The organism is Pseudomonas sp. FG1 (assembly GCF_034313875.1).
Taxonomy (GTDB): Bacteria; Pseudomonadota; Gammaproteobacteria; order Pseudomonadales; family Pseudomonadaceae; genus Aquipseudomonas; species Aquipseudomonas veronii.
The window spans coordinates 5,395,860-5,416,704 of record NZ_JAVIWP010000001.1; the positions used below are offsets into that span (position 1 = coordinate 5,395,860).

The following is a 20,845-nucleotide window of genomic DNA, read 5'->3' on the forward strand; positions in this document are numbered from 1 at the left end:
GGGCCAGAGAAGATGCGGCCTCAATGCGTCTAAAGATTGGCCGACACTAAACCATCGAGCGTTTCGCGAAGCCGCTGATGCACCGGTAAGCGAAGGCCAAAGGTGCCGCGCAGCACATCAAGCAATTCATCGGCACTGGCTATCGCGCGTTTTTCGCTGGGACCGTCCAGGGAGTGCATCGCGTAGTGGCCGTTGTTCAAGGTGTGACGCTTACCCGGCGCGAGCAGTGCCACTTTCAACTGACCGAGAAACGGCGAGTCCGCGTGGGTGGAGACGTACCAGTTGCCGATTTCATAATCGATGTCTGCCTGCACCTGCAGGTCGAACACATACAAGCCACGCCACTCCCCGCCGACCTCGGCCCACAGGGTGTAGCTGCCGTGCTTAACGGTCAGCCGAAAGGGTTCGTGGGCGGTGGCCTGGATCGCTTCGCTGTCCAGCAGCAACGGGCTGCTCGGCACCATGCCGCCAAAGCCGACGTCGCAGATATAGCGCACACCGTCCACCGTCACGAGGCTCAGGCGATGGGTACGCGCGGTGTGTGCATCCGGTGGCCCGCCCATCACGACCCGTCCGGTGATGCCGCGTGCGTCGAAGCCCAGCTCCTGCAGCAGTTCCAGGAACAGTTGGTTCAGTTCATAGCAATACCCGCCGCGTCCATCGAGCAAGACTTTTTGTTCGACGCTGGGCAGGTCGATCGGCACCGGCAAGCGCAGCAGGGTCGACAGGCTTTCAAAGGCGAACGTACACACATGCCGCAATTGCAGGTCCCGCAAGGTTTGCAGGGTCGGCGGCGGCGGCGCAGCGTAGCCCAGGCGTTGCAGGTACAGGTGGCTTTGGGTCAGGCGGGACATGACGCGATCCTTGGGCGCGTGGCGAAGGCCCCACTATGCCGCCCGGACCGGCAATTTGTCATTTCGAATGAACCTTTTTAAACGCTTTCCTATCCATCTATAACAAGACAGGGAGGCAACATGAGTAGCGCAAAAATCTACACCATTACCTATCAACTGCACGGTCAACCGAAGTCTTTCGTGGTGCGTGCCGAAGTGATGAATAACGCCGAGGCCTGGCACTGGGCGGCCGTTGATGCCGATATTGCGCATGTCAGCCGCATCGGTCGGGTCGGCCACGAACAGGTGAAAAAAACCACCCGGCCCTGGGCCGAGAAGTACGGCATCACCGACGTCAACTGGGCACCGCCCAAATAAACAAACGCCCCGTTCAACGACGGGGCTTTTTTTTCGACAGCATTTGGTTGCTCACGCTCTTTCGGGGCATTGCGTGTGCGATCCGGGCCGGGGCTGCTTGTAATCGATCATAGAGAACGCCCCACACGCCTTCGCTCAACGTGTTTACCGCACACCCCATCGCCAAGCATGAGAAGATGCCGCCCTGCCCTATCCCCTACAAACGCCAAGGAGATTTTCCCCGGATGTTCGAACTCAAACCCTGCGACCCCATCACCTACCGCCAGCAGACCCGCCGCAGTACGTTGATCGTGGCCGTGTTGTTCGTGGCCCTGGCGATGCTGTTGTCGAGCCTGGCGGTGATGCTGTTTGGCGAAGCCGGCGGCGACAACTTTCGCTACAACGTGGGTGGGGTGTTTGCCGGGGTGTTGATCACCCTCGCCCTGGTGCGCGGCCCGTTCTGGACCCAGCCATGGCTGGCGCCGGCGGTGTATGGCTGGCAGCTCAAGCGCAACCTGATGCGCGTGACCAACGTGATGCACAAGGTCACCGACCGCGTGCAAGCCAATGACCCGACGGCGCTCAAGGTGCTGCGGTTCTATCACCTGGGGCTGACGCAGATGCATGAGCTGGATGCCAACTCCAGCGCCCAGGTGCAGTTGGTCGGCGAGATCGAGGCACATAGGGCGAAGATGCAAGCGTTGGGGCTCGATACCGAGCAAACCCGTTTCGACCCGTCCTGGCTGGACAGTTTCAAGGGCGCTTAAGCCAACACCCCGATACGCTGCGCATCCGGCCAGAACAGCGCCGCCTGCCCACACGGCAGGCCGGCGGCATCGAGTAACGTCCACACCACACCGGCATGGATCATGAACGGCTGCTGATGTGCATCCACCCGCCAGCCGCTGTAGCCATGGGCGATGCCGTTGGCGCTGACGTGCTCCAATAACACCTGGCGCGCGGCGCGGTCGAGTTCCGAGGCGCTGAAGCGTGACGGCATGCCAATGAAGGTCTCCTGCGGGTATTTGAAGCACGCCAAGGCGCACGCATTGGCGTAGTTAAACCGCGGGTCTGCCGCGCCATCGTGGGCCAGCAGGCTGTAGGGCGCATGGGCATGCAGCCAGGTCAGGCGTTGCTGTGCGTCCAGATGCTCGGGCGCCGGCAAGCCCTGGCCGGTCCAGTGTCGATAGGCGTCATCCAGCACGCGTACACAGTCTTCTTGTCGGGTCACACACTACCTCACATTGTCAGTTGGAACGCTTTGCCCGCCAGCAGAACACGGCGCTGATGGCTATCGCGGCGCCCGCCAGGCCAAACACCCAAGGGGCCGCGGCGACCGGCAGCAACAACCCCGCCAGCAGCGGCCCGAGGCCGGCGCCGATATCGCGCCATACCGCGTTGGAGGCCAATGCCGACACGCGCATCGAACCGGGGTTGCGTTCGGCCACCAAGGTCGTCACCAGGGGCAACTGCAACGCCCGCAACACCAGCACTGCCGCCGCGCCGACGATCACCCAATAACTGCCGAATGCCGCCAGGGCCAAAGCGCTCAGGAACGAAAACAACAACAGCATCGACGTGGCGCCGAAGCGTTGCGCGGCGCGACCGCCCAGCGGGCTCAGAAGCATCTCCGAGACATAACGCAAGGCCATCAAGGCACCGGCGATCAACACCGCGTCGCCCCCGAGAAGCTTCTGTGCCTGGATCGACAGGCCAAAGATAAACAGCCCATCCAGCGCCACGCCTTCAATAAACGACCACAGCGCCACGCTGTCGGGCCACTTGAAACGGCGCCCCGGACTGCTGTGCAAATCATGGCCGACAGTAGGCAACCCCCGCGCCATCCACAAGCCCAGCAGGCAGCATCCAGCGAGAATCAGAAAGATCGGACGCGGTCCGGCCCATAAGGTCAGCCAGCCGCCGAGCGGCAATGCGAGCATCGGCCCGAGGGCGATCAAGGCCCGCGACCGCCCTGCCCGGCGTGCGGCACCCGTCGGCTCGGCGGTCGCCAGCACTTGGGTCGACAGATTCAACGCGGCAAAACACAGGCCCCAGACCAGCCGCAAGCCCAGCAATGCAGCGAAGCCCGACAGCATCGAGTTACCCAAGGCACACAGCGTCGCGGCACCGGCGGCGATCATGCAGGTCAGACGATCGCCGTGGCGCGCATAGAAATTGAGCACGTGGCGGTAACCGAAAATCCGCACCAATCGGTTGGCCGCCAGCAGCACCCCAGCCTGGGCCAGCGTGATGCCGAACGCCTGGGATTCCATGGGCAGCAGCAGATAAAGCAACACGTCACTGGGCAGGCATAAAGCCAAGGTCAGCGCGGCGCGGCGGGAGGTGATGTCGGCAGTGCGTTGGGCCTGGCTTGCCATAAATCTGAAACATCCCGAAATATTCAGGTCGCCACCGTAGCCTTCTCGAACGGCTTTTTACAACGCTCGATTAAACCTTTTTGTCATACGGCAACAACCGCAGGCCGCTGGCCACACTGCCCACCAACGCAAACGCACAGCCCAGCCACAACGCGTAGTGCGGGCCGCTGCCCAGGGACCAGTGAAAACACAACGCCACCAACGACGCTCCCAGCGTCTGCCCCAGCAACCGCGAGATCGCCACAATGCCACTGGCCCCGCCGCTGCGGGCCAAGGGCGCGCTGGTCATCAATGCCTTGAGGTTGGGCGACTGGAAGAACCCGAAACCGGCTCCGCACAAGGCCATGCGCCAGCCGATCTCGAACGCCGACGCATCATTGTGCAACGTCGCCAGGGCCGCCATGCCCACGCTCAGCATCAACAGGCCGATCCCACACAACAGGCCGAGGGACACGCGGTCGGCCAGGCGCCCGGCGACCAAGGCCATCACCGCCACCACCGCAGGCCAGGGCGTCATCAGAAAGCCGGTCTCCACCTGGCTGTGCCCGAGCACTGCCTGCAGCAGAAACGGCAGCGACACAAAGGCCAGGCCCTGGGCACTGAAGGCGCAGATCGCCGTGAGCGAAGACAGCGCAAACACCGGGCGCTTGAACAAGTCCACTGCCAGCATCGGCGCCGGGTGCCCGGCCTGGCGGCGCAGCAGCAGCGCGCCGCAGACCAGCGCCAGCGCGATCAGGCCCAGGGTCAACGCACCTTGGGCGCCATGCACCGCCGTCCCCAGGCCAAGCACCAGCAAGGCGAACAGCCCGGCACACAACAGCGCGGCGAGGCGATCGAAGGCATGCCCGGCCATGGGAATGACCGGCAATGAGCGCAGGCCCAACATCAGCGCCAGCAAGCCCAGCGGCACGTTGATCAGGTACAGCCAGTGCCAACTCGCCACCGACAGGATCGCCGACGCCGCCGTCGGCCCGAGCGTGAACGCCAGCCCCACCACCAGCGAGTTATAGCCCAGGCCGCGCCCGAGCATGCGCGACGGATAGATATGCCGCAGCAACGCCGTGTTGACGCTCATGATCGCGGCCGCACCGAGCCCCTGCACCACCCGCGCCGCCGTGAGCGTCACCAGCGACCCGGCGATCCCGCAAAACAGCGACGATACGATAAACAGCAACAAGCCACCGAGGTACACCCGACGGTGCCCGAGCACATCGCTCAGCGAAGCGAAGGGCAACACCGTGGCAATGATCGCCAACTGGTAGGCGTTGACCACCCAGATCACCGACGCGGAGTCGGTGCCAATGCCGTCGGCCAGGGTCGGCAGCGCCGTGTTGACGATGGCCGTGTCCAGGGTCGCCATGCCGATGCCCAGGGAAATGGCGATCACCGCCGGCAGGCGTTTATTCAGGGGCAGCCCATCGGCAACAGAAGACATGCACAACCCGCACAGGTGACAAAAGGCCTCTAGATTACGGGCTGCGGCGATTTTTTCCAGTCGCCAATGCGTTGGCTGTCAACATCTTCATGTTGCCTGCAGCCGTAAAAAAAACGCGCCAACTCCGTATCGGTGATGGCGCGTGGGCTGACGCAATGACCCAGGCAAGCGCCTGGTCAGATCAACACGGCACTCAGGTCCAGGCGCCCGTCCTTGAGCGGCGGGCACCAGTAATAGCCGCCGGTCAACGGTGTGCTGATGCGGTACAGGCCGTCGACGATGCCGTCTTCCAACCCGCTCATGCGGTGCAGTTGCGCTTCAAACGCATCGAAGGAATGCCCGAACGCGAGGAACATCAAGCCAGCCTGGCCGTTTTCTGCCCAAGGCATCGAGCGGCGCACCACGAACGCTTCCGGGGTGAAGCTTTCCTGGGCGGTGCGTTTGGTGTGGGCGGACTCGGGCGCGTCTTCCAGTTCTTCGTTGTCGCCGTGGCGGCGACCGATGATGTGGTCACGTTCCTGGGCAGGCAACGCGGCAAAACCATCGAGGTCGTGCTGCCATTGCTGGATCGCGGCGAAGCTGGCGCCGCTGTCGGTCAGCGCGGCTTCGACGGCGGCATCGTCGTGGGGGTTTTCGGTGCCGTCTTCGTAATCGGTCAGGTCAAAACCGCTCTTGTAGCGGAAGCCTTCAGTCGACTGCACCAGGCGGAACGCCGGGGCCAGGGCTTTCTCCAGCGCACGGCTGCGCAAGAGCAATTCGCCGCGATCCACGCCATGCAGCCACACCCACAATGCTTGCTGCGTGGAGGGGTTGTGCGCGCCCGGCGCGCTGACGGCGGGGAATGCGCGCAGCCCTTCGATCCGCGCGCCCAGTGCGTTGACCAGCGGCTCACCCAGACCGACCACTGCGGCCGAATCCGTCCACTGCACCAATGCGTTCAACGCAGCAGGTACAGCGGCCAGGGAGTCCACGGCAAAAAACAGATGGCGTGCCTGTAACGGCACCGGTGCGGCAAGAATGCCCGGCTGGTACTGACTCATGTGAACTCCTTCAAGAAAGCCTCGCAGTTTACCCGCCATGTGCAGCCGTGCGTACAAGAAAGCGCGCAAGCCTTGCCACAGAACCCGTTGTTGGGTGACTCTCTAGTCATGTTTTGCAACTATTTCAGGGGTAGCGACATGACCACCGATAACCTGCTCGCCCAGCTGTTTCCTTCCTGCGCCGCCGATATTCCCGAGCAATTCCGCCTGGGAGCGCCCATCGAACAGCGCGATTACCTGGTCGACGGCCAGTTGCGGGTGTGGAACGGCCCCTTGGCCCAAGTGCTCAGCCCGGTGCAACTGGGCGATGAGCGCGTACAAATCGGCAGCACGCCACTGCTGGATGCCGACACCGCCCTCAGCGCCCTCGACGCCGCCGTGCGCGCCTATGACCGTGGCCAGGGGGAATGGCCGACGATGCGCGTGGTCGACCGCATCCGCCACGTCGAAGCGTTTTTGCGGCGCATGCGCGAACAGCGTGATGCGGTGGTCAAGCTGCTGATGTGGGAAATCGGCAAGAACCTCAAGGACTCGCAGAAAGAGTTCGACCGCACTTGCGACTACATCACCGACACCATCAATGCCCTCAAGGAACTCGACCGCCGCAGCAGCCGCTTCGAGCTGGAACAGGACACGCTCGGCCAGATCCGCCGCGTACCGATGGGCGTGGCGCTGTGCATGGGGCCGTACAACTACCCGCTGAACGAGACGTTTACCACACTGATCCCGGCGCTGATCATGGGCAACACCGTGGTGTTCAAGCCGGCCAAGCTCGGCGTGCTGTTGATCCGCCCGCTGCTGGAGGCATTCCGCGACAGCTTCCCGGCCGGGGTGATCAACGTGATCTATGGCAGCGGCCGCGAAACCGTCAGCGCGCTGATGGCCAGCGGCAAGATCGATATCTTCGCGTTCATCGGTACCAACAAGGCCGCCAGCGACCTGAAAAAACTGCACCCGCGCCCGCACCGCCTGCGCGCAGCCCTGGGCCTGGACGCGAAAAACCCAGGCATCGTGCTGCCCCAGGTCGACCTGGACAATGCCGTCAGCGAAGCGGTCACCGGCTCGCTGTCGTTCAACGGCCAGCGCTGCACCGCGTTGAAAATCCTGTTTGTGCATGAAGACGTGGTCGACAGTTTCATCCAGAAATTCAACGCCAAGTTGGCGACCTTGAAGCCCGGCATGCCGTGGGACGACGGCGTGGCGCTGACGCCGCTGCCGGAAGTGGGCAAGGTCGATTACCTCAAGGCACTGGTGGCCGATGCAGCCCAACACGGCGCCCGCGTGATGAATGCCGATGGCGGCGTCAGTCGCGGTTCGTTCTTCTACCCGGCGGTGCTGTACCCGGTCAACCCGCAGATGCGCGTGTACCACGAGGAACAGTTCGGTCCGGTGGTGCCGATCGTGCCCTACCGTGACCTGGAGACAGTGATCGATTACGTACTGGAATCGGATTTCGGCCAGCAACTGAGCCTGTTCGGCACCGACCCGGCCGAAATCGGACGGCTGGTGGACACCTTCGCCAATCAGGTCGGCCGCATCAATATCAACGCCCAGTGCCAGCGCGGCCCGGACACCTTCCCCTTCAACGGCCGCAAGAACTCGGCCGAAGGCACACTGTCGGTACATGACGCCTTGCGTGTGTTCTCGATCCGCACCCTGGTGGCGACCAAGTTCCAGGACAGTAACAAGGCACTGCTCAGCGAGATCCTGCACAACCGCAACTCGAGCTTCTTGACCACTGACTACATTTTCTAGAGGACGCCTCGCCGTTGATTAACCTGCACTTGCCTGTATTTGCCCGGCGCCTGCTGCGCCCGCTGCTCGACCCTTACCGCCGCTATCGCCATGCCAAGCTGATCCACGCCGTGCGCGTGTCCATCGGCTTGCTGGCGACGATCCTGCTGACCACCGGCATCAACCTGCCCCACGGCGAGTGGGCGTCGGTGACCATGCTGGTGGTGATCGGCGGCCTGCAGCACCACGGCAATATCGGCAAGAAAGCCATGGAGCGCGCCTACGGCACACTGATCGGCGCCAGCGTCGGCTTGCTGCTGGTGGTGCAGGAGACGTATGTGGGGCAGCCGCTGCTGACCTACTTGTTGATGTCGGTGGTGTGCGGGTTCTTCTCGTATCACGCCATCGGCAAGGGCGGATACACCGCCTTGTTGTCGGCGATCACCGTGTTTATCGTCGCCGGGCATGGCGACAATCCGCTGTCGGACGGGCTGTGGCGCACGGTCGATATCCTGATCGGTATCGCGTTGGCCCTGGCGTTTTCCTTCGCCTTGCCGCTGTATGCCGTGTACTCCTGGCGCTACAACCTGGCCAGTGCCTTGCGCGACTGTGCCGCGATCTATAACCGCATCATCAGCGGTCAATCGGTCACCGACGACGAACACCTTAAACTGCTCAGCCACGTGAATACGGCGATGCTGCAACTGCGTTCGTTGATGCCCTCGGTGTCCAAGGAGGTACGGATCTCCATGACCCAGTTGGACACGATCCAGCGGCATTTGCGCATGTGCATCAGCACCCTGGAGATTCTGGGCAACACCCGGCCGGACCCTCGCGACGAGCAGGCGATGGCGCGGATGCAGGTAATGTTGAAGGGCGAGCATCGGAAGATTCGCGTGCAATTGGTGGGCATGGCGCGCGCGCTGAGGTCGGGCGTGACACCACGGTTGGAGCGGCCGAGCCAGGCCACCGCTACCGAGCCGACATTGGATACGCCGGTCTACAGTGCATTGGATGGGTATCGGTTGCTGACCGTGCAATTGGCGGCAAATGTGGATGAGATGCGCCAGCAGTTGGCCAAAAGTGCTGGCCGCTGGAAGATCTGAACCTGAGGGCATTTAGCGCGTTTACCTGCGCCAACACTTTCACACTTTTTCTTACATATTTTTCACGACTTATTCACATCGCGGGACGTAGGGTGAAGCCTCATCCGTTACAAACGTTGTACATCAAGCCCGCCGCCCCAGCGGGCTTTTTTTTGTCCCGGATTCGAGCTAGCGCGCCACCTTGCCGGCGGGCGCGGACGCTTGCTCGCGAATGGCGCGCTGGGTATCGAGCACCTTGGCCAACGCCACTTGCGCCTCGGGGCTTTGCTGCGGCACGCGAATCGCCGCCGAGACCAGCGTGATCAACTTGGCCATTACTTCGGCATCCGTGGCCGGGCGGCCCAGGCTCATGGAGTTCATCAGCAGGCGCAGTTCGGTGCCGGCCATCACACCGGAAATCGCCTTGAGGGCAAATTGCAGGCGTACCCCCAGTTCGTTGCGCGGCAAGTCCGGCAAGGCCAGGGCGAAGGCTTCGAAGAAGCGCTGGAACACCGGCTGGTAATGGACCTTGAGGTATTCCTGGATAAACGGCGAGGTGTCGCTGTAGACCCGCCCCAGGAAACGAATGAACGAACGCCCTTCCCCACTCGCCGGGTCGCTGCGCTCCAGGCCCATGGCCGGGGCGAACAGCACACCGAGCAGCGTGTCGCAATCGAGGGGGCCGTCGGATTCGGCTTCGCAGCGTGCCAGCAGTTCCAGGCGCTGCTCGTTGAGCGGCTCCAGGCGCTGCATCAGCAGGGTTTTCATCAGGGCGTCCTTGTCCCCGAAGTGATAGTTCACCGCAGCCAGATTCACCTGGGCACGCTCGGTAATCTGCCGCAACAAAACAGCGTCATACCCGTATTTGATGAAGAGAGCCTCTGTCGCATCCAGCAATCGAGTCTTGGTAACGTTTGGAGAACTGACTTTCTTCACGACCATAAAAGTTCCACGCGGGAAATATTGTTTTAAAAATAAATTTGATTTTTTATACCGGGGCCACCGCTCGAAAGCAAGTAGTGACACTGCGCCATATCAGCGCAAGCCTTGGCAGACGGGCCCGTCGAGGCTGACCAAAGGATTTTTGCGCGGTGGGTTTTGCCCCCGGTGCATTTATTTCAAAGGGTAAAAACCCTCTACAACGATGGCTGGCGGAGCCGGTTGAACGCGGTTAGTATTCAAAGAATATTTTAAAAACAAGAAATCAAACCAGTCCGTGACGTGTCCCAGGCAGCTCCCGAACTTGTTACAAATCTTTACCGGGGCAGCACGGCAGCGTCGAGACTGCAGGCGTAGTCATGATGACAGATACCCCCGCGCACCCAGGCTTGATCTCCCTGCAAGGCATCGGCAAACGCTATCAGCTCGCCGGACAGCACCTGTCCATCCTCAACGATGTGTGCCTGTCCATCGCCCGCGGTGACAGCTGCGGCATCCTCGGCGCCTCCGGCTCCGGCAAAAGTACCCTGCTCAACATCCTCGGCCTGCTGGATCTGCCCAACTGCGGCCAGTACCGCTTTGCCGGCCACGACATTTTCAGCGCCAGCCCGGATGAACTGGCGGCGATCCGCAACCAGCAGATCGGCTTCGTGTTCCAGAGTTTCAACCTGCTGCCGCGCCTCAGCGCATTGGACAATGTCGCCCTGCCCCTGAGTTATCGCGGCGTGTCGCGCCACGAGTCGGTGGAGCAGGCCCTGCGCATGCTCGAACAAGTCGGCCTGGCCGAGCGCGCGCACCATCGCCCCGCCGACCTCTCCGGCGGCCAGCGCCAACGTGTGGCGATTGCGCGGGCGCTGGTGGGCAAGCCCTCGGTCATCCTGGCCGACGAACCCACCGGCAACCTCGACAGCAGCACCGCCCAGGACATCATGGACCTGCTCCTGGCGCTGAACCGCGAGCAGCAGGTCACGCTGATCATCGTCACCCACGACGCACACATCGCCGAACGCCTGGAGCGCAAGATCCTGGTGCGCAACGGCGTGGTGCATGAGGCCGGGCGCCCATGAGCCTGCGGGTCGAGCAGAGCCTGAGCCAATTACTGCATGAAGCGTTCGTCAGCCTGCGCACCCTGGGCAAGCGCTCGATCCTCGCGCTGCTGGGCATCGTGATCGGCAGTTCGTCGGTGGTGGCGCTGATCAATATCGGGCATAACGCGGCGGTGGATGCCGCGCTGATTTTCAAGGACATGGGCACCGACACCCTGGTCGCGCAGTTTCCGCCCAAAGCCGACAGCAGCGTACCGATGCGTACCCGCCTAGACCTCGACGCCGTGCGCCAGGCAGTGCCCGGGATCGCGCACATCGGCGCGCTGAGCCTGTTCAGCGGCCCCATCGTGTTCCAGGGCCGCAGCGTCAACGCCAACTTCGTCGGCAGCACAGCGGATATCCCCGCGGCCCTGCGCCTGGCGCTGCGCGAGGGGCGCTTCCTGTCGGCGTTCGATGCCAACGAAACCTACGGCGTGATCGGCGACCAGATCGCCCAGGCCCTTGGCCCCCCCGGCGCGCCGTTAAAGCTGGGCGACCGCGTGCGTATCAACGACTACCTGTTCCAGGTGGTCGGCATCCTGCACCACCAGCCCCGGGCGATGCTGATGCCGGTGCAGGCCAACGAATCGCTGTTCATTCCCGCCGACGGCATGCGCCGCATCTACGCCAGCCCGCAAATCGGCAACGTGATCATCCGCGCCGCACCGGGCCAGGACATGGAACGCATCGCCCGGGACGCCGCCGCCGCGCTGCAACGCCAATTGACCGAGCACAGTGTCGACATCACGGTGCCCCAGCAAATGATCGACGGCATGACCCGGCAGAGCCGCACCTTCGCCTACCTGCTGCTGGCCCTGGGCGCGATCTCGCTGGTGGGCGGCGGTGTCGGGGTGATGAACGTGATGCTGATGAACGTCTCCGAACGCCGCCGCGAGATCGGCATTCGCATGGCGCTCGGCGCGCGCCAGCGGGATATCCGCAACCTGTTCCTGCTCGAAGCCATCACCCTCACCGCCGTCGGCGCGCTGTGCGGCGCGGTGCTCGGCATGACCGCCGCGTGGCTCTACGCCTGGCTGTCGGGCTGGGCCTTCGCCCTGGCGGTCGCCGCCCTGCCCCTGGGGGTGGGCAGCACCTTGCTGGTGGGGTTGTTCTTCGGCATTTACCCGGCGGTCTCGGCCTCACGGTTGCAGCCGGTGGAGGCGTTGCGCGATGAATAAACGCCTGCTGCTGCTCCTGGCGCTGATCAGCCTGCCGAGTGTCGCCGCCGACGTGGTGATCCGTCCCGCAGCGCCCAGCACCACGCGCAGTGGCTATGATCGCGGCGTCTCGCTGAATGCCCAGGTCACCGCCGTTACCCTGGGCGACGCGGTGTACTTGGGCCTGCGCAACAATCCGGCGATTCGCAGCGCCTACCTGCAGCGGGTCGCGCAGAAATTCGACCTGCGCGTGGCCGAAGACGTGTTCAACCCCAAGCTCACCCTCAACAGCTATTACCGCAGCTCCCGCGGCTCCGCCGACAATGCACGCAATACCAACGTGGCCCCTGCCACCAGCCTGCTGGGCGAGTACGGCACGCGCCTGAGCATGGCCTGGACCCAGCAACTGAATAACGCCAACCGGGCCGGTCGCTACCGCAGCGACGGCCTCGACCTGGCGCTCATCCAACCGCTGATGCGCGGCGCCGGCTGGGACGCGACCACCGCGCCGTTGCGCCTGTCGCGCCTGTCGGAGCAGGCCAACCGCCTGAACCTCAAGGCCACCGTGGCACAAACCATCAGCCAGATCATCGCCACCTACCGCGAGTTGCTGCGCGCCCAGGAGCAACTGAGCATCGTCCAGGACGCGCTGAAACGCGCCAACACCTTGCTGGAAGTCAACAAGGCGCTGATCAGCGCCGGGCGCATGGCCGAGTTCGAGATCGTGCAGACCGAAGCCGATATCGCCACTCAGCAACTGGGCGTGGAAGAAGCGCAGAACCAACTCGACACCAGCCGCCTGGCCTTGCTGCGCCTGCTGGCCCTCGACCTGTCGACGCCGATCCGCGCCACCGAAGCCCTGGAGGCCAAGCCCATGCAGATCGACAAACGCGAGGCCTTCAACCTGGCGCAGAACCAGCAACCGGAGTACCTCGCCACCCTGCTCGGCAGCCAGCAGGCCGACCTCAACCTGGTGATCGCCAAAGACTCCGGGCGCTGGCAAGTGGACCTGGTGGCCGGGGCGAACCAGATACGCAACAACTACGACAACGACACCGGCAGCGGCGACAACCGCAGTTGGGACAGCTACGCCGGGGTGCAGGTGCAAATCCCCATCGGCGACATCAGCACGCGCCAGGCCGAAGTGCGCGCGCGGGTGAATGTGGAGGATCAGGCCATCCGCATCACCGACGCCCGCCAGGAACTGGAACGCAGCGTGAACAACGTGGTGCGCGACCTCGGCACGCGCTGGCGCCAGTACGAAATCTCCCAACGCGCCGTGGAATTGTCGCGGCGCAAGATCGAGATCGAACGCGAAAAACTCAGCGCCGGGCGCTCCACCAACTTCCAGGTGCTGAGTTTCGAGACCGACCTGCGCAACGCCGAAAACACGCAGCTCAATGCGCTGATCGCTTACTTGAACGCCCAGACCCAGCTCGATCTGACCCTGGGCATGACGCTGGAAAGCTGGGAAATCGCCCTCAATGACTACTAACCAAAAACGCCTGCTGGCGGCTGGATTGATCGTGTTGCTGGCGGCCGCCGGCGTTGCGGTGCAAAGCCATCGCAGCGCCGCCGACCCGATCCTCCCGACCGAACAGTGGCTGGCGGTGACGCCTGGCGCGCTGGTGCATCAGATCGGCCTGGTGGGCAAGATCGAGCCCGACACCACCCTCACCCTCACCGCGCCGTTCGACGGCAATGTGCAGGCCAACCTGGTGGAGCAAGGCCAACGCGTCGACGCCGGGCAAGTGTTGCTGCGCATGGACCCGGCCCTGCTCGAAGTGCAACTGCGCGATGCACTCTCCGCGCAACTCAAGGCCCGGCGCACCGTGCAGGAAATGCAAGACTGGGACAGCAGCCCCACCGTCAGCCGTGCACGCCGCAGCCTGCGCACCGCGCAAATGAGCGCCGACAACACCCAGCGCAAACTCACCGAAAGCGAAAACCTGTTTCAGCGCGGCATCATCCCGCGCAACGAACTGGACGACCTCAAGCAACAGACCCAGCAGCAACAACTGGACCTGATCGCCGCACGCGATGAACTGCAACAGGCACTGGAGCAAGGCAAGGGCGAATACCGACAGATCGCCGAGATGGAGCTGACCAATGCCACGGTGAAGTACGACGCGCTCTACCGACAGCTCGAAGACAAGGAGGTCAAGGCACCCTTCTCCGGCATCGTGGTGCCCGCACCCGGAAGCAGCAACGCGGCAGCAGGCGCGGGCAACACCAACGCCCCGGTGCAGGCCGGCAGCAAGGTCAGCCAGGGCCAGGTGTTGTTCGGTCTGGCCAATATCGAACGGCTGAAAATCGTCGCCAGGGTCTCCGAGCTGGACATCAACCAACTGCACCAGGGCCAGGCGGTGGAAGTGATGGGCGATGGCTTCGACGGCGAACGGTTGAGCGGCTCGGTGAGTGTGGTCAGCGGTTTGGCGATTGCCGGCGATACCCAGGGCAGCGCGCAGTTCCCGGTAACCCTGTCGATCCCCAGGCTGACCCCGCAGCAATTGCAGCGGGTACGGCTGGGGATGAGTGCGCGACTGACCATCGTCACTTACAACAACGCGCAGGCGATCGTGATTCCGAGCCAGGCGATCCAGCCGGACATGACCGTCGAATATCGGCCGACGATGGACCAGCCGGTGGAGCGCGTGACCGTGACCACCGGGCAATCGACGCCGCAGGGCGTCGAGGTGTTTGGCCTAAAACCCGGTTTTGTGAAGACCCCTAGGTAGAGGAAGTTGCCCCCTCCCACCTTTAGATCGTTGTCAGCTTCAACGCCAGCGCCTTGGCCTGAAGCGCCACATCGGTCACCGCCGTGCTCTCCCACCACATCCCGCGCAGCGGCGGGCCCATGGCGAACAGGCGCCGGCTGGCCTGGCCCTGGGCATCCAGCACCGCCCCCGAGGCATCCGCTGCGATCCCCAGCGCCAGCGGCCCGGGCTGGATCAACCCGCGTTTGAGCAACTGCTGGGGCAACGGCCGGGCTACGCGGCGCCAGTCGTATTCGATGCCGCTGGAATTGATCAGTGCCGCGCCCGCAACCTGGGTGATCGCTTGCTCGCCACGGTAACGCAAGCGGATGCTGACGCCGTTGACCGCAGGCGCCAAGCCCTTGAACGACGCCGCGCGAATGCGCAGGCGCCCTTCCTCATGCAGACGCGCCACCAACTGCGCACTCAGCGGCGGCGAACGGTGGTGATGACTTTCCCACCACGGCCGCACATGCCGCACGAACTGGCGCTTCTCGCGCTCGCTGGCCTGGCTCCACAAACGGCCGATATGCGCGCGCACGGTGTCCAGCGGCGCCTGCCAATCGATGCCCTGCGCCGTCGCGATGCGACACTGCCGACGCACCTCGCGCAGCAACTGCCGAGGGCTGCGCAGGCGGTGGTCGGCGGCGAGAAAATCGTCCCAGCCCGGTGGCTGTCGACGCACATGGGGCAGCAGGCCGTGGCGCGAGAACACCTCGATCGGGCCCCGGTGCCCAGCCTGTTCCAGGGACACCACGGCGTCGACCATGGTCAGCCCGGAACCGATGATCAGCACCGTCGCGCGCGGGTCGAGTTGGCTCATGGCCTGCACGTCCCACGGGTCGACTGCGGCAGCGTTCAAGCCGCTGGATTCGGTCTGCGGCGTGCGCGCCGCCGGGAACATGCCGGTCGCCAACACCGCCTGGGCACCGCGCAATTGCTGGCCGTTATCCAGGGTCAGCAGCGTCGAGGCGGAGTCCACTTGCAGGTCGACCACTTCGGCGCGGATATGCTCGACGGTAGACGTCGACAGCGCCTTGGCCTCGGCCAAGCGTTGCTGCGCGTACAACCCGAACATCCCGCGCGGCGGGAACAGCTCGCTGATCGGCACATGCTGCTGGTCCGACTCCGGCCAGCCGCCGGCGCCGATGTAGTCGGTGAGCCATTGGGTCAGGTCGTCGGCGTTGTCCGGGTCGACACTCATGCGCGCCGCATTGCCGTTCAAGGTATGGCCCAGCTCGACCGCACTGTAGGCCTCGCCGCGGCCAAGTTCGGCGCGCGGTTCGATCACCAGGATCTGCCGCGAGCCGGGCAAGCGCAGCAGTTGCACGGCCAGCATCGTACCGCTCAGGCCGCCGCCGATGATCAGGACATCGGCGTTGCGGATGGATTCAGTCATGCCTGTTCGCCTTTACTGTTTACCCAGATAGATGTCATGCAAATCGCCCCGCGCCAACAGTTCAGCGGCGCTGCCGCTCAAGACCACGCGGCCAGTATCCAGCACGTAGCCGTGGGACGCATAGTTGAGCGCGACGTTGATGTTCTGCTCGGCGATCAGGAAGCTCACCTGCTGCTCGCGGTTGAGCTGCGCGACGATCTCGAATATCTCCTGCACGATCATAGGCGCCAAACCCATGGACGGCTCGTCGAGCAGTACCAAAGTAGGACGGGTCATCAACGCCCGGCCGATGGCGACCTTCGAGTACATGCACCATGCCCTGGCGCACCCGTTGGCTGGGGTCGACGCCGGCCAGGTCGTGGCCGGCGTATTCGATCACGCCACGGCTGACTTCGGCACGCTCGGCGCGCACCAGCCCGGAGATCGCCTTGAGCGTGGTGCTCTTGCCGGCGCCATTGGCGCCGAGCAAGGCGACGATCGCGCCCTTGGGCACGCTCAGCGACACCCCGGCCACGGCGAGGATCGCGCCGTCGTAGATCACTTCGATGTCGTTGACCGTCAGCGAGATATCCCGCACCTGGAGAATGGCTTGGCTCATGCGATGTCCCGTTTGAATTCAGCCAGCCACACCGGCTCGACAACGGACTTGCCCGTGCTGGGTGGCTGCCAGATAGAGGCCAGGCGTTGAAAGCCCAGCAGTTTGCGCACGCGGTTTTTCAGCAGACGGCGCAGAGCCGACGGAGGTTTGAGTACATGCACGCTCATAGGGGTGATGCTCCTATTGGGTGGGTAAGCGTGCGGTGGTCCGCTGGCTGAATGAGGATTGAACGGAAAGTCGATAGCGTTGATATAAAGGCTAAGCAGGAACCATGCCGATATAAAACGCCGCATAACCCAGGCGTTCATCAACAGTTATGAAGCTGACACAGCACAAAGTGCTTCTTCGCTGTTGCTGGAGCAACAGCGAATACCCTGCCGAGCGGGGTCGGAATTGATAAGTGAGCGGCATTCAAACATGTGTTCCGAATAACCATTTTCGCTATTAGAAACGATCACGTTATACCTGTCATTTTTGACAGTAGATATTGTATTGCCCGCTTAATAGACTCAAGCCGAACCCACGTCACAACAAAGGAGAGCCGCTTATGAGCAGCTCGAATAAAACCAAGCCAAAAGCCACTTCAGGCACAGCCAGTGCAATAGTGAATGACGACGAGGACTTTAACAGTTTCGAGGGCACACGCTTCTATTTCTATCTGGATGAAAAAACAAACAGATGGTATATCTCAGGCGCAAGCGATGAAGACCATCTTGGTCAATATCAATATATTTCGCTGTGGTTGCCTAACGAGGGTGACGTTGTAAAAAAAACCTACGCAATCGTTGACGACCATGGTGCGCAGGGGAAAGCCAATGCGTCATGGACAAAAGCAACTTCCTCGTCATTTCGCCCTTACACCGCCATCAGCGGAAGTGTGACGGTCACGCTGAACAGCAACCTGCAGACAGTGGAGTCAACCTTCGAGTTTGCAGCACAAAGCGGTTCAAAAACAGTCTCTCTTACCCAGGGCGAGATGAAACTCCAAGGATTTACCGAGGACGAAAAAGCCAGAGCCAGCGGTTCAATAGTATGCGACTTCAGCGAGTTAATTACTGAGCGCTATGAATCTACTGAGACAGCGTTCAGCCTAGGAGACGATTCAGGTAGTTTCCCTGCTTATCTACAGGCCTGGTCACGACAGTTCACGTCGAAACCCGACCTCAAGGACTATCGATTATCCATCAACATAGCCAAAGGCCTTGCACCCGGCACTTACAGCTTTAGTCCAGACAGTAAACAGGTGCGGATATTCTTCTTCAATATCCCTGAAAGCCTCGTCTGGCCGGCCGACAGCGGCACGATCACATTTAAATCCATTCCAAACTTCGAGAGCTTTGCAGGAAAACTCTCAGGACAATTTAACTTCACGGCAACCGTCGAACTTGACGATGGCAGAGTACGCGTCTTAAAAGTAGAAAATGGAATTTTCGATATGGAACGATGAGAACCGTGAGTCGTCGTCGGGTGTTGTGAGTTATTCACACCACCCGACGGTCCTTTCACACGGTTGAATCAGGCACGCTCAACAGCTCTATCTTTCTGCACATTAGCTAACGTTCGATAGCGACTGCCTGGATGGGACACCGGCAACCTCGGGCCTTCACCAAACAACTTCTCGCGCAACGTGCCCTGGGCGTATTCCTTCTTGTACACCCCACGCTTCTGCAACTCCGGCACCAGCAGTTCCACCGCGTCGATAAAGGTTTCGTGGGTCAGCGCATAGGCCAGGTTGAAGCCGTCCACATCGGTGTCTTTCACCCACTCCTGCAGCAAGTCCGCGACCGTCTCCGGGCTGCCGACAAACAGCGGGCCAAAGCCGCCGATACCGACCCAGTCGGCCAGTTCCTTGGGCGTCCAGACCTTGCTCGGGTCCGCCGTGGAGAAGGCTTCCACCGCCGACTGAATCGCATTGGTATGCACATGCTTGAGCGGTTCGTCGGGCTTGAACTGGCTGAAATCGATGCCGGTCCAGCCGGAGATCAGCGCCATGGCGCCTTCGTAGCTGACGTAGGATTTGTACTCGTCGAACTTGGCCTTGGCCTTCGCGTCGGTCTCGCCGACGATCACCGTCTGCAGGTTGAAGATCAGGATCTTGCGCGGATCACGCCCGGCCTCGGCCGCGCGGCGACGAATGTCGGCGACGGTGTTTTTCAGCTGCGTCTTGGACGGTGCGGCGACAAACACGCACTCGGCCTGCTCGGCAGCGAACTGCTTGCCACTTCAATAAGATCAGTAGGTTGCCGTCATTTCAATGCAAAGGAACCCGCCTGCGATCGAGCAAAGTGTCCATCCGCTGTTGGCGGGTCAACAGTCAGATCACCACATTGCGCACAAAGCGCACCGCCACGTCGCCGTCATTGCGATAGGCGTGGGCCTGGCGGCTGGCGAACATGAAGAACTCACCGGCGCCGACCGGTTTTTCCTGACCATCCAGCACCAATGTCAGGCGGCCTTCGAACACGAACAACTGCACGCTCCAGCCATCCGGGTCCGGCTCGGGGCTGTAGCAATCGCCCGGCTCCAGGCGCATCTCCCACAGCTCGACTTCACGCCGCGCCGTGGCCTTGGCAAGCAATACAGCTTTGCTGCCGGGGATGTCACCGGCCCAGGCCAGTTCGTTGATACGGCTATGGTCAGGTGCATCCGGGGCCTGGATCAGGTCGCTGAAAGCCACATCCAGCGCTTCGGCGACGCGGTCGAGGGTGGACAGGCTGACGTTTTTCTCGCCAGCCTCGATGGCCACCAGCATGCGTCGGCTGACCCCGGACTTTTCCGAGAGCGCGGTCTGGCTCAAGTCGGCGGCATGACGCAGGCGACGAACATTCTGGCTGACATGCTGCAGGACCGAGGCCCGTTGCGGATTTTCTTTGTGCACTATATTGCTCAATGGGTGGGTGTGCGCAGTATACTGCCCAGCGTGCGGCGCATTGTGCGTTCCGCGCCCTTCCCTTGCAAGACTGAGCCGCCATGACCACCCCGAATGCTCCCTCGCGTTTCAACCGCTTCAGCAAAGCCGAATGCATCCTGGTGTTCATCACCATGATCTGGGGCGGCACCTTTTTGCTGGTGCAGCACGCCATGACTGTCAGCGGGCCGATGTTTTTCGTGGGCCTGCGGTTTGCTGCGGCGACGATCGCGGTTGGTTTTTTCTCTTTGCGCACCCTGCGCGACCTGACCCTGTTCGAGTTGAAAGCCGGCGTGTTTATCGGCGTGGCGATCATGTTTGGCTACGGGCTGCAGACCATCGGCCTGCAGACAATTCTGAGCAGTCAGTCGGCGTTCATTACCGCGCTCTATGTCCCGTTCGTGCCGTTGTTGCAATGGCTGGTGCTGGGTCGCCGGCCAGGGTTGATGCCGAGCATTGGCATCATGCTGGCGTTCGCCGGGTTGATGCTGTTGACCGGCCCGGCCGGTGCTTCGCTGAATTTCAGCCCCGGCGAGATCGCCACGCTGATCGGCGCGGTGGCGATTGCCGCCGAGATCATCCTGATCAGCGCATTTGCCGGGCAAGTGGACGTGCGCCGGGTGACCGTGGTGCAACTGGCCACGGCGTCGTTGTTGTCGTTCCTGATGGTGGTGCCGATGGGCGAGGCGTTGCCGGGGTTCTCCTGGTTGCTGTTGTTCAGCGCGGTGGGCCTGGGCTTGACCAGCGCGGTGATCCAGGTGGCGATGAACTGGGCGCAGCAAAGCGTTTCGCCGACGCGGGCCACATTGATTTATGCCGGGGAACCGGTGTGGGCCGGCGTGGTTGGGCGGATTGCCGGGGAGCGGTTCCCGCCGATTGCCATGGTCGGGGCGGCGTTGATCGTAGCGGCGGTGGTGGTGAGTGAGTTGAAGACGCGCGGGCAGAAGGCGATCGAATTGCAAAATGCGCGGGAACAGGAACAGCAGGGGTAAGGTCCGAGCCCGGGCGGTGGCTGTCAAATCGCCATCCCGGGCACGCCCAGCGTCCACAATCAGGCGCTGGTGCGCGTGGTGGGGGGTTAGCTGAAACAATGCCAAATGGGCGTTTTCAGCCTACCTTGTAGGATCCTGCCACACGTTGC

General features: G+C 62.5%; 18 protein-coding genes and 3 pseudogenes. 10 read left to right on the top strand and 11 right to left on the bottom strand.

Going from position 1 to position 20,845, the window contains the following annotated elements:
• Positions 1-29: 29 nt before the first annotated feature.
• Positions 30-854 (bottom strand): arylamine N-acetyltransferase family protein, encoded by an 825-nt coding sequence (locus tag RGV59_RS24580; protein ID WP_126585733.1) that lies wholly within the window; start codon positions 852-854, stop codon positions 30-32.
• 120 nt (positions 855-974) lie between these two features.
• On the opposite strand from RGV59_RS24580, the gene RGV59_RS24585 reads away from it, so the two are divergent.
• Together RGV59_RS24585 and RGV59_RS24590 are read left to right on the top strand one after the other, a co-directional pair.
• Positions 975-1,211, top strand: a complete 237-nt coding sequence (locus RGV59_RS24585; RefSeq protein WP_017848068.1) for a DUF6555 family protein — start codon at positions 975-977, stop codon at positions 1,209-1,211.
• Between the two features lie 224 nt (positions 1,212-1,435).
• The gene (locus RGV59_RS24590) at positions 1,436-1,957 is read left to right on the top strand and encodes a DUF3087 domain-containing protein (RefSeq protein WP_046382904.1); all 522 of its coding nucleotides are present in this window, start codon (positions 1,436-1,438) and stop codon (positions 1,955-1,957) included.
• On the opposite strand, the gene RGV59_RS24595 is transcribed toward RGV59_RS24590, so the two are convergent.
• The 4 genes from RGV59_RS24595 to RGV59_RS24610 all read right to left on the bottom strand — a co-directional run bounded on the left by RGV59_RS24595 (position 1,954) and on the right by RGV59_RS24610 (position 6,043).
• Positions 1,954-2,394: an MEKHLA domain-containing protein gene (locus RGV59_RS24595; protein ID WP_126585772.1), complete on the bottom strand. Its 441-nt coding sequence runs from the start codon at positions 2,392-2,394 to the stop codon at positions 1,954-1,956. The genes RGV59_RS24590 and RGV59_RS24595 overlap by 4 nt on opposite strands.
• A gap of 43 nt (positions 2,395-2,437) precedes the next feature.
• The gene (locus RGV59_RS24600) at positions 2,438-3,568 is read right to left on the bottom strand and encodes an MFS transporter (protein WP_017848071.1); all 1,131 of its coding nucleotides are present in this window, start codon (positions 3,566-3,568) and stop codon (positions 2,438-2,440) included.
• A 70-nt stretch (positions 3,569-3,638) separates the two neighbouring features.
• Positions 3,639-5,003 carry an MFS transporter gene (locus RGV59_RS24605; RefSeq protein WP_046485032.1) on the bottom strand — a complete coding sequence of 455 codons (1,365 nt, stop codon included), beginning with the start codon at positions 5,001-5,003 and terminating at the stop codon, positions 3,639-3,641.
• Positions 5,004-5,179: 176 nt separating this feature from the next.
• Entirely contained in the window at positions 5,180-6,043 is an 864-nt protein-coding gene (locus RGV59_RS24610) for a Dyp-type peroxidase (protein WP_102651088.1), read from the bottom strand.
• A 138-nt stretch (positions 6,044-6,181) separates the two neighbouring features.
• Between RGV59_RS24610 and RGV59_RS24615 the strand changes: the two genes are divergently transcribed.
• On the top strand, positions 6,182-7,798 hold the full coding sequence (locus tag RGV59_RS24615; RefSeq protein WP_104902875.1) for an NADP-dependent glyceraldehyde-3-phosphate dehydrogenase: 1,617 nt from the start codon (positions 6,182-6,184) through the stop codon (positions 7,796-7,798).
• A 23-nt stretch (positions 7,799-7,821) separates the two neighbouring features.
• Entirely contained in the window at positions 7,822-8,883 is a 1,062-nt protein-coding gene (locus tag RGV59_RS24620) for an FUSC family protein (protein ID WP_126585773.1), read from the top strand.
• Between the two features lie 168 nt (positions 8,884-9,051).
• Here the strand turns inward: RGV59_RS24620 and RGV59_RS24625 are convergent, their stop codons facing one another.
• On the bottom strand, positions 9,052-9,804 hold the full coding sequence (locus RGV59_RS24625) for a TetR/AcrR family transcriptional regulator (RefSeq protein WP_017848076.1): 753 nt from the start codon (positions 9,802-9,804) through the stop codon (positions 9,052-9,054).
• Positions 9,805-10,160: 356 nt separating this feature from the next.
• Here RGV59_RS24625 and RGV59_RS24630 point away from each other — a divergent pair, with 356 nt between their 5' ends.
• From RGV59_RS24630 to RGV59_RS24645, 4 genes are read left to right on the top strand one after another with little or no spacing between them, the layout of a single operon-like run.
• Complete coding sequence (locus RGV59_RS24630) at positions 10,161-10,868, top strand: ABC transporter ATP-binding protein (protein WP_017848077.1); 708 nt, start codon at positions 10,161-10,163, stop codon at positions 10,866-10,868.
• Positions 10,865-12,064, top strand: a complete 1,200-nt coding sequence (locus tag RGV59_RS24635; RefSeq protein WP_126585734.1) for an ABC transporter permease — start codon at positions 10,865-10,867, stop codon at positions 12,062-12,064. The genes RGV59_RS24630 and RGV59_RS24635 overlap by 4 nt, the downstream gene beginning before the upstream one ends.
• Positions 12,057-13,538: a TolC family protein gene (locus RGV59_RS24640; RefSeq protein WP_126585735.1), complete on the top strand. Its 1,482-nt coding sequence runs from the start codon at positions 12,057-12,059 to the stop codon at positions 13,536-13,538. The genes RGV59_RS24635 and RGV59_RS24640 overlap by 8 nt, the downstream gene beginning before the upstream one ends.
• Positions 13,528-14,781 (top strand): efflux RND transporter periplasmic adaptor subunit, encoded by a 1,254-nt coding sequence (locus RGV59_RS24645; RefSeq protein ID WP_079444198.1) that lies wholly within the window; start codon positions 13,528-13,530, stop codon positions 14,779-14,781. The genes RGV59_RS24640 and RGV59_RS24645 overlap by 11 nt, the downstream gene beginning before the upstream one ends.
• 22 nt (positions 14,782-14,803) lie before the next feature.
• On the opposite strand, the gene RGV59_RS24650 is transcribed toward RGV59_RS24645, so the two are convergent.
• The 3 genes and pseudogenes from RGV59_RS24650 to RGV59_RS24660 form a co-directional block, all read right to left on the bottom strand.
• Positions 14,804-16,198, bottom strand: a complete 1,395-nt coding sequence (locus RGV59_RS24650) for an FAD/NAD(P)-binding protein (RefSeq protein WP_126585736.1) — start codon at positions 16,196-16,198, stop codon at positions 14,804-14,806.
• 12 nt (positions 16,199-16,210) lie between these two features.
• Positions 16,211-16,796, bottom strand: a pseudogene (locus RGV59_RS24655) (ABC transporter ATP-binding protein).
• Positions 16,793-16,942: pseudogene (locus RGV59_RS24660) on the bottom strand (acyl-CoA synthetase); the annotation flags it as partial. The pseudogenes RGV59_RS24660 and RGV59_RS24655, both read right to left, overlap by 4 nt.
• A 401-nt stretch (positions 16,943-17,343) precedes the next feature.
• Here RGV59_RS24660 and RGV59_RS24665 point away from each other — a divergent pair.
• Entirely contained in the window at positions 17,344-18,243 is a 900-nt protein-coding gene (locus tag RGV59_RS24665; RefSeq protein ID WP_126585737.1) for a hypothetical protein, read from the top strand.
• A 68-nt stretch (positions 18,244-18,311) separates the two neighbouring features.
• Here RGV59_RS24665 and RGV59_RS24670 read toward each other — a convergent pair.
• Positions 18,312-19,016 (bottom strand): annotated as a pseudogene (locus tag RGV59_RS24670) (LLM class flavin-dependent oxidoreductase); the annotation flags it as partial.
• A 94-nt stretch (positions 19,017-19,110) separates the two neighbouring features.
• A complete protein-coding gene (locus RGV59_RS24675; RefSeq protein ID WP_017848086.1) occupies positions 19,111-19,674 on the bottom strand; it encodes a helix-turn-helix domain-containing protein in 564 nt (187 codons plus the stop codon).
• A 92-nt stretch (positions 19,675-19,766) separates the two neighbouring features.
• Here RGV59_RS24675 and RGV59_RS24680 point away from each other — a divergent pair, with 92 nt between their 5' ends.
• Positions 19,767-20,696, top strand: a complete 930-nt coding sequence (locus RGV59_RS24680; protein WP_017848087.1) for a DMT family transporter — start codon at positions 19,767-19,769, stop codon at positions 20,694-20,696.
• Positions 20,697-20,845: the final 149 nt, after the last annotated feature.

Coding starts and splice junctions, on each gene's coding strand:
- RGV59_RS24615 (WP_104902875.1), top strand. CDS start 6,182: ATGACCACCGATAACCTGCTCGCCCAGCTGTTTCCTTCCTGCGCCGCC.
- RGV59_RS24640 (WP_126585735.1), top strand. CDS start 12,057: ATGAATAAACGCCTGCTGCTGCTCCTGGCGCTGATCAGCCTGCCGAGT.
- RGV59_RS24635 (WP_126585734.1), top strand. CDS start 10,865: ATGAGCCTGCGGGTCGAGCAGAGCCTGAGCCAATTACTGCATGAAGCG.
- RGV59_RS24610 (WP_102651088.1), bottom strand. CDS start 6,043: ATGAGTCAGTACCAGCCGGGCATTCTTGCCGCACCGGTGCCGTTACAG.
- RGV59_RS24600 (WP_017848071.1), bottom strand. CDS start 3,568: ATGGCAAGCCAGGCCCAACGCACTGCCGACATCACCTCCCGCCGCGCC.
- RGV59_RS24645 (WP_079444198.1), top strand. CDS start 13,528: ATGACTACTAACCAAAAACGCCTGCTGGCGGCTGGATTGATCGTGTTG.
- RGV59_RS24630 (WP_017848077.1), top strand. CDS start 10,161: ATGATGACAGATACCCCCGCGCACCCAGGCTTGATCTCCCTGCAAGGC.
- RGV59_RS24590 (WP_046382904.1), top strand. CDS start 1,436: ATGTTCGAACTCAAACCCTGCGACCCCATCACCTACCGCCAGCAGACC.
- RGV59_RS24665 (WP_126585737.1), top strand. CDS start 17,344: ATGAGCAGCTCGAATAAAACCAAGCCAAAAGCCACTTCAGGCACAGCC.
- RGV59_RS24680 (WP_017848087.1), top strand. CDS start 19,767: ATGACCACCCCGAATGCTCCCTCGCGTTTCAACCGCTTCAGCAAAGCC.
- RGV59_RS24650 (WP_126585736.1), bottom strand. CDS start 16,198: ATGACTGAATCCATCCGCAACGCCGATGTCCTGATCATCGGCGGCGGC.
- RGV59_RS24625 (WP_017848076.1), bottom strand. CDS start 9,804: ATGGTCGTGAAGAAAGTCAGTTCTCCAAACGTTACCAAGACTCGATTG.
- RGV59_RS24580 (WP_126585733.1), bottom strand. CDS start 854: ATGTCCCGCCTGACCCAAAGCCACCTGTACCTGCAACGCCTGGGCTAC.
- RGV59_RS24605 (WP_046485032.1), bottom strand. CDS start 5,003: ATGTCTTCTGTTGCCGATGGGCTGCCCCTGAATAAACGCCTGCCGGCG.
- RGV59_RS24585 (WP_017848068.1), top strand. CDS start 975: ATGAGTAGCGCAAAAATCTACACCATTACCTATCAACTGCACGGTCAA.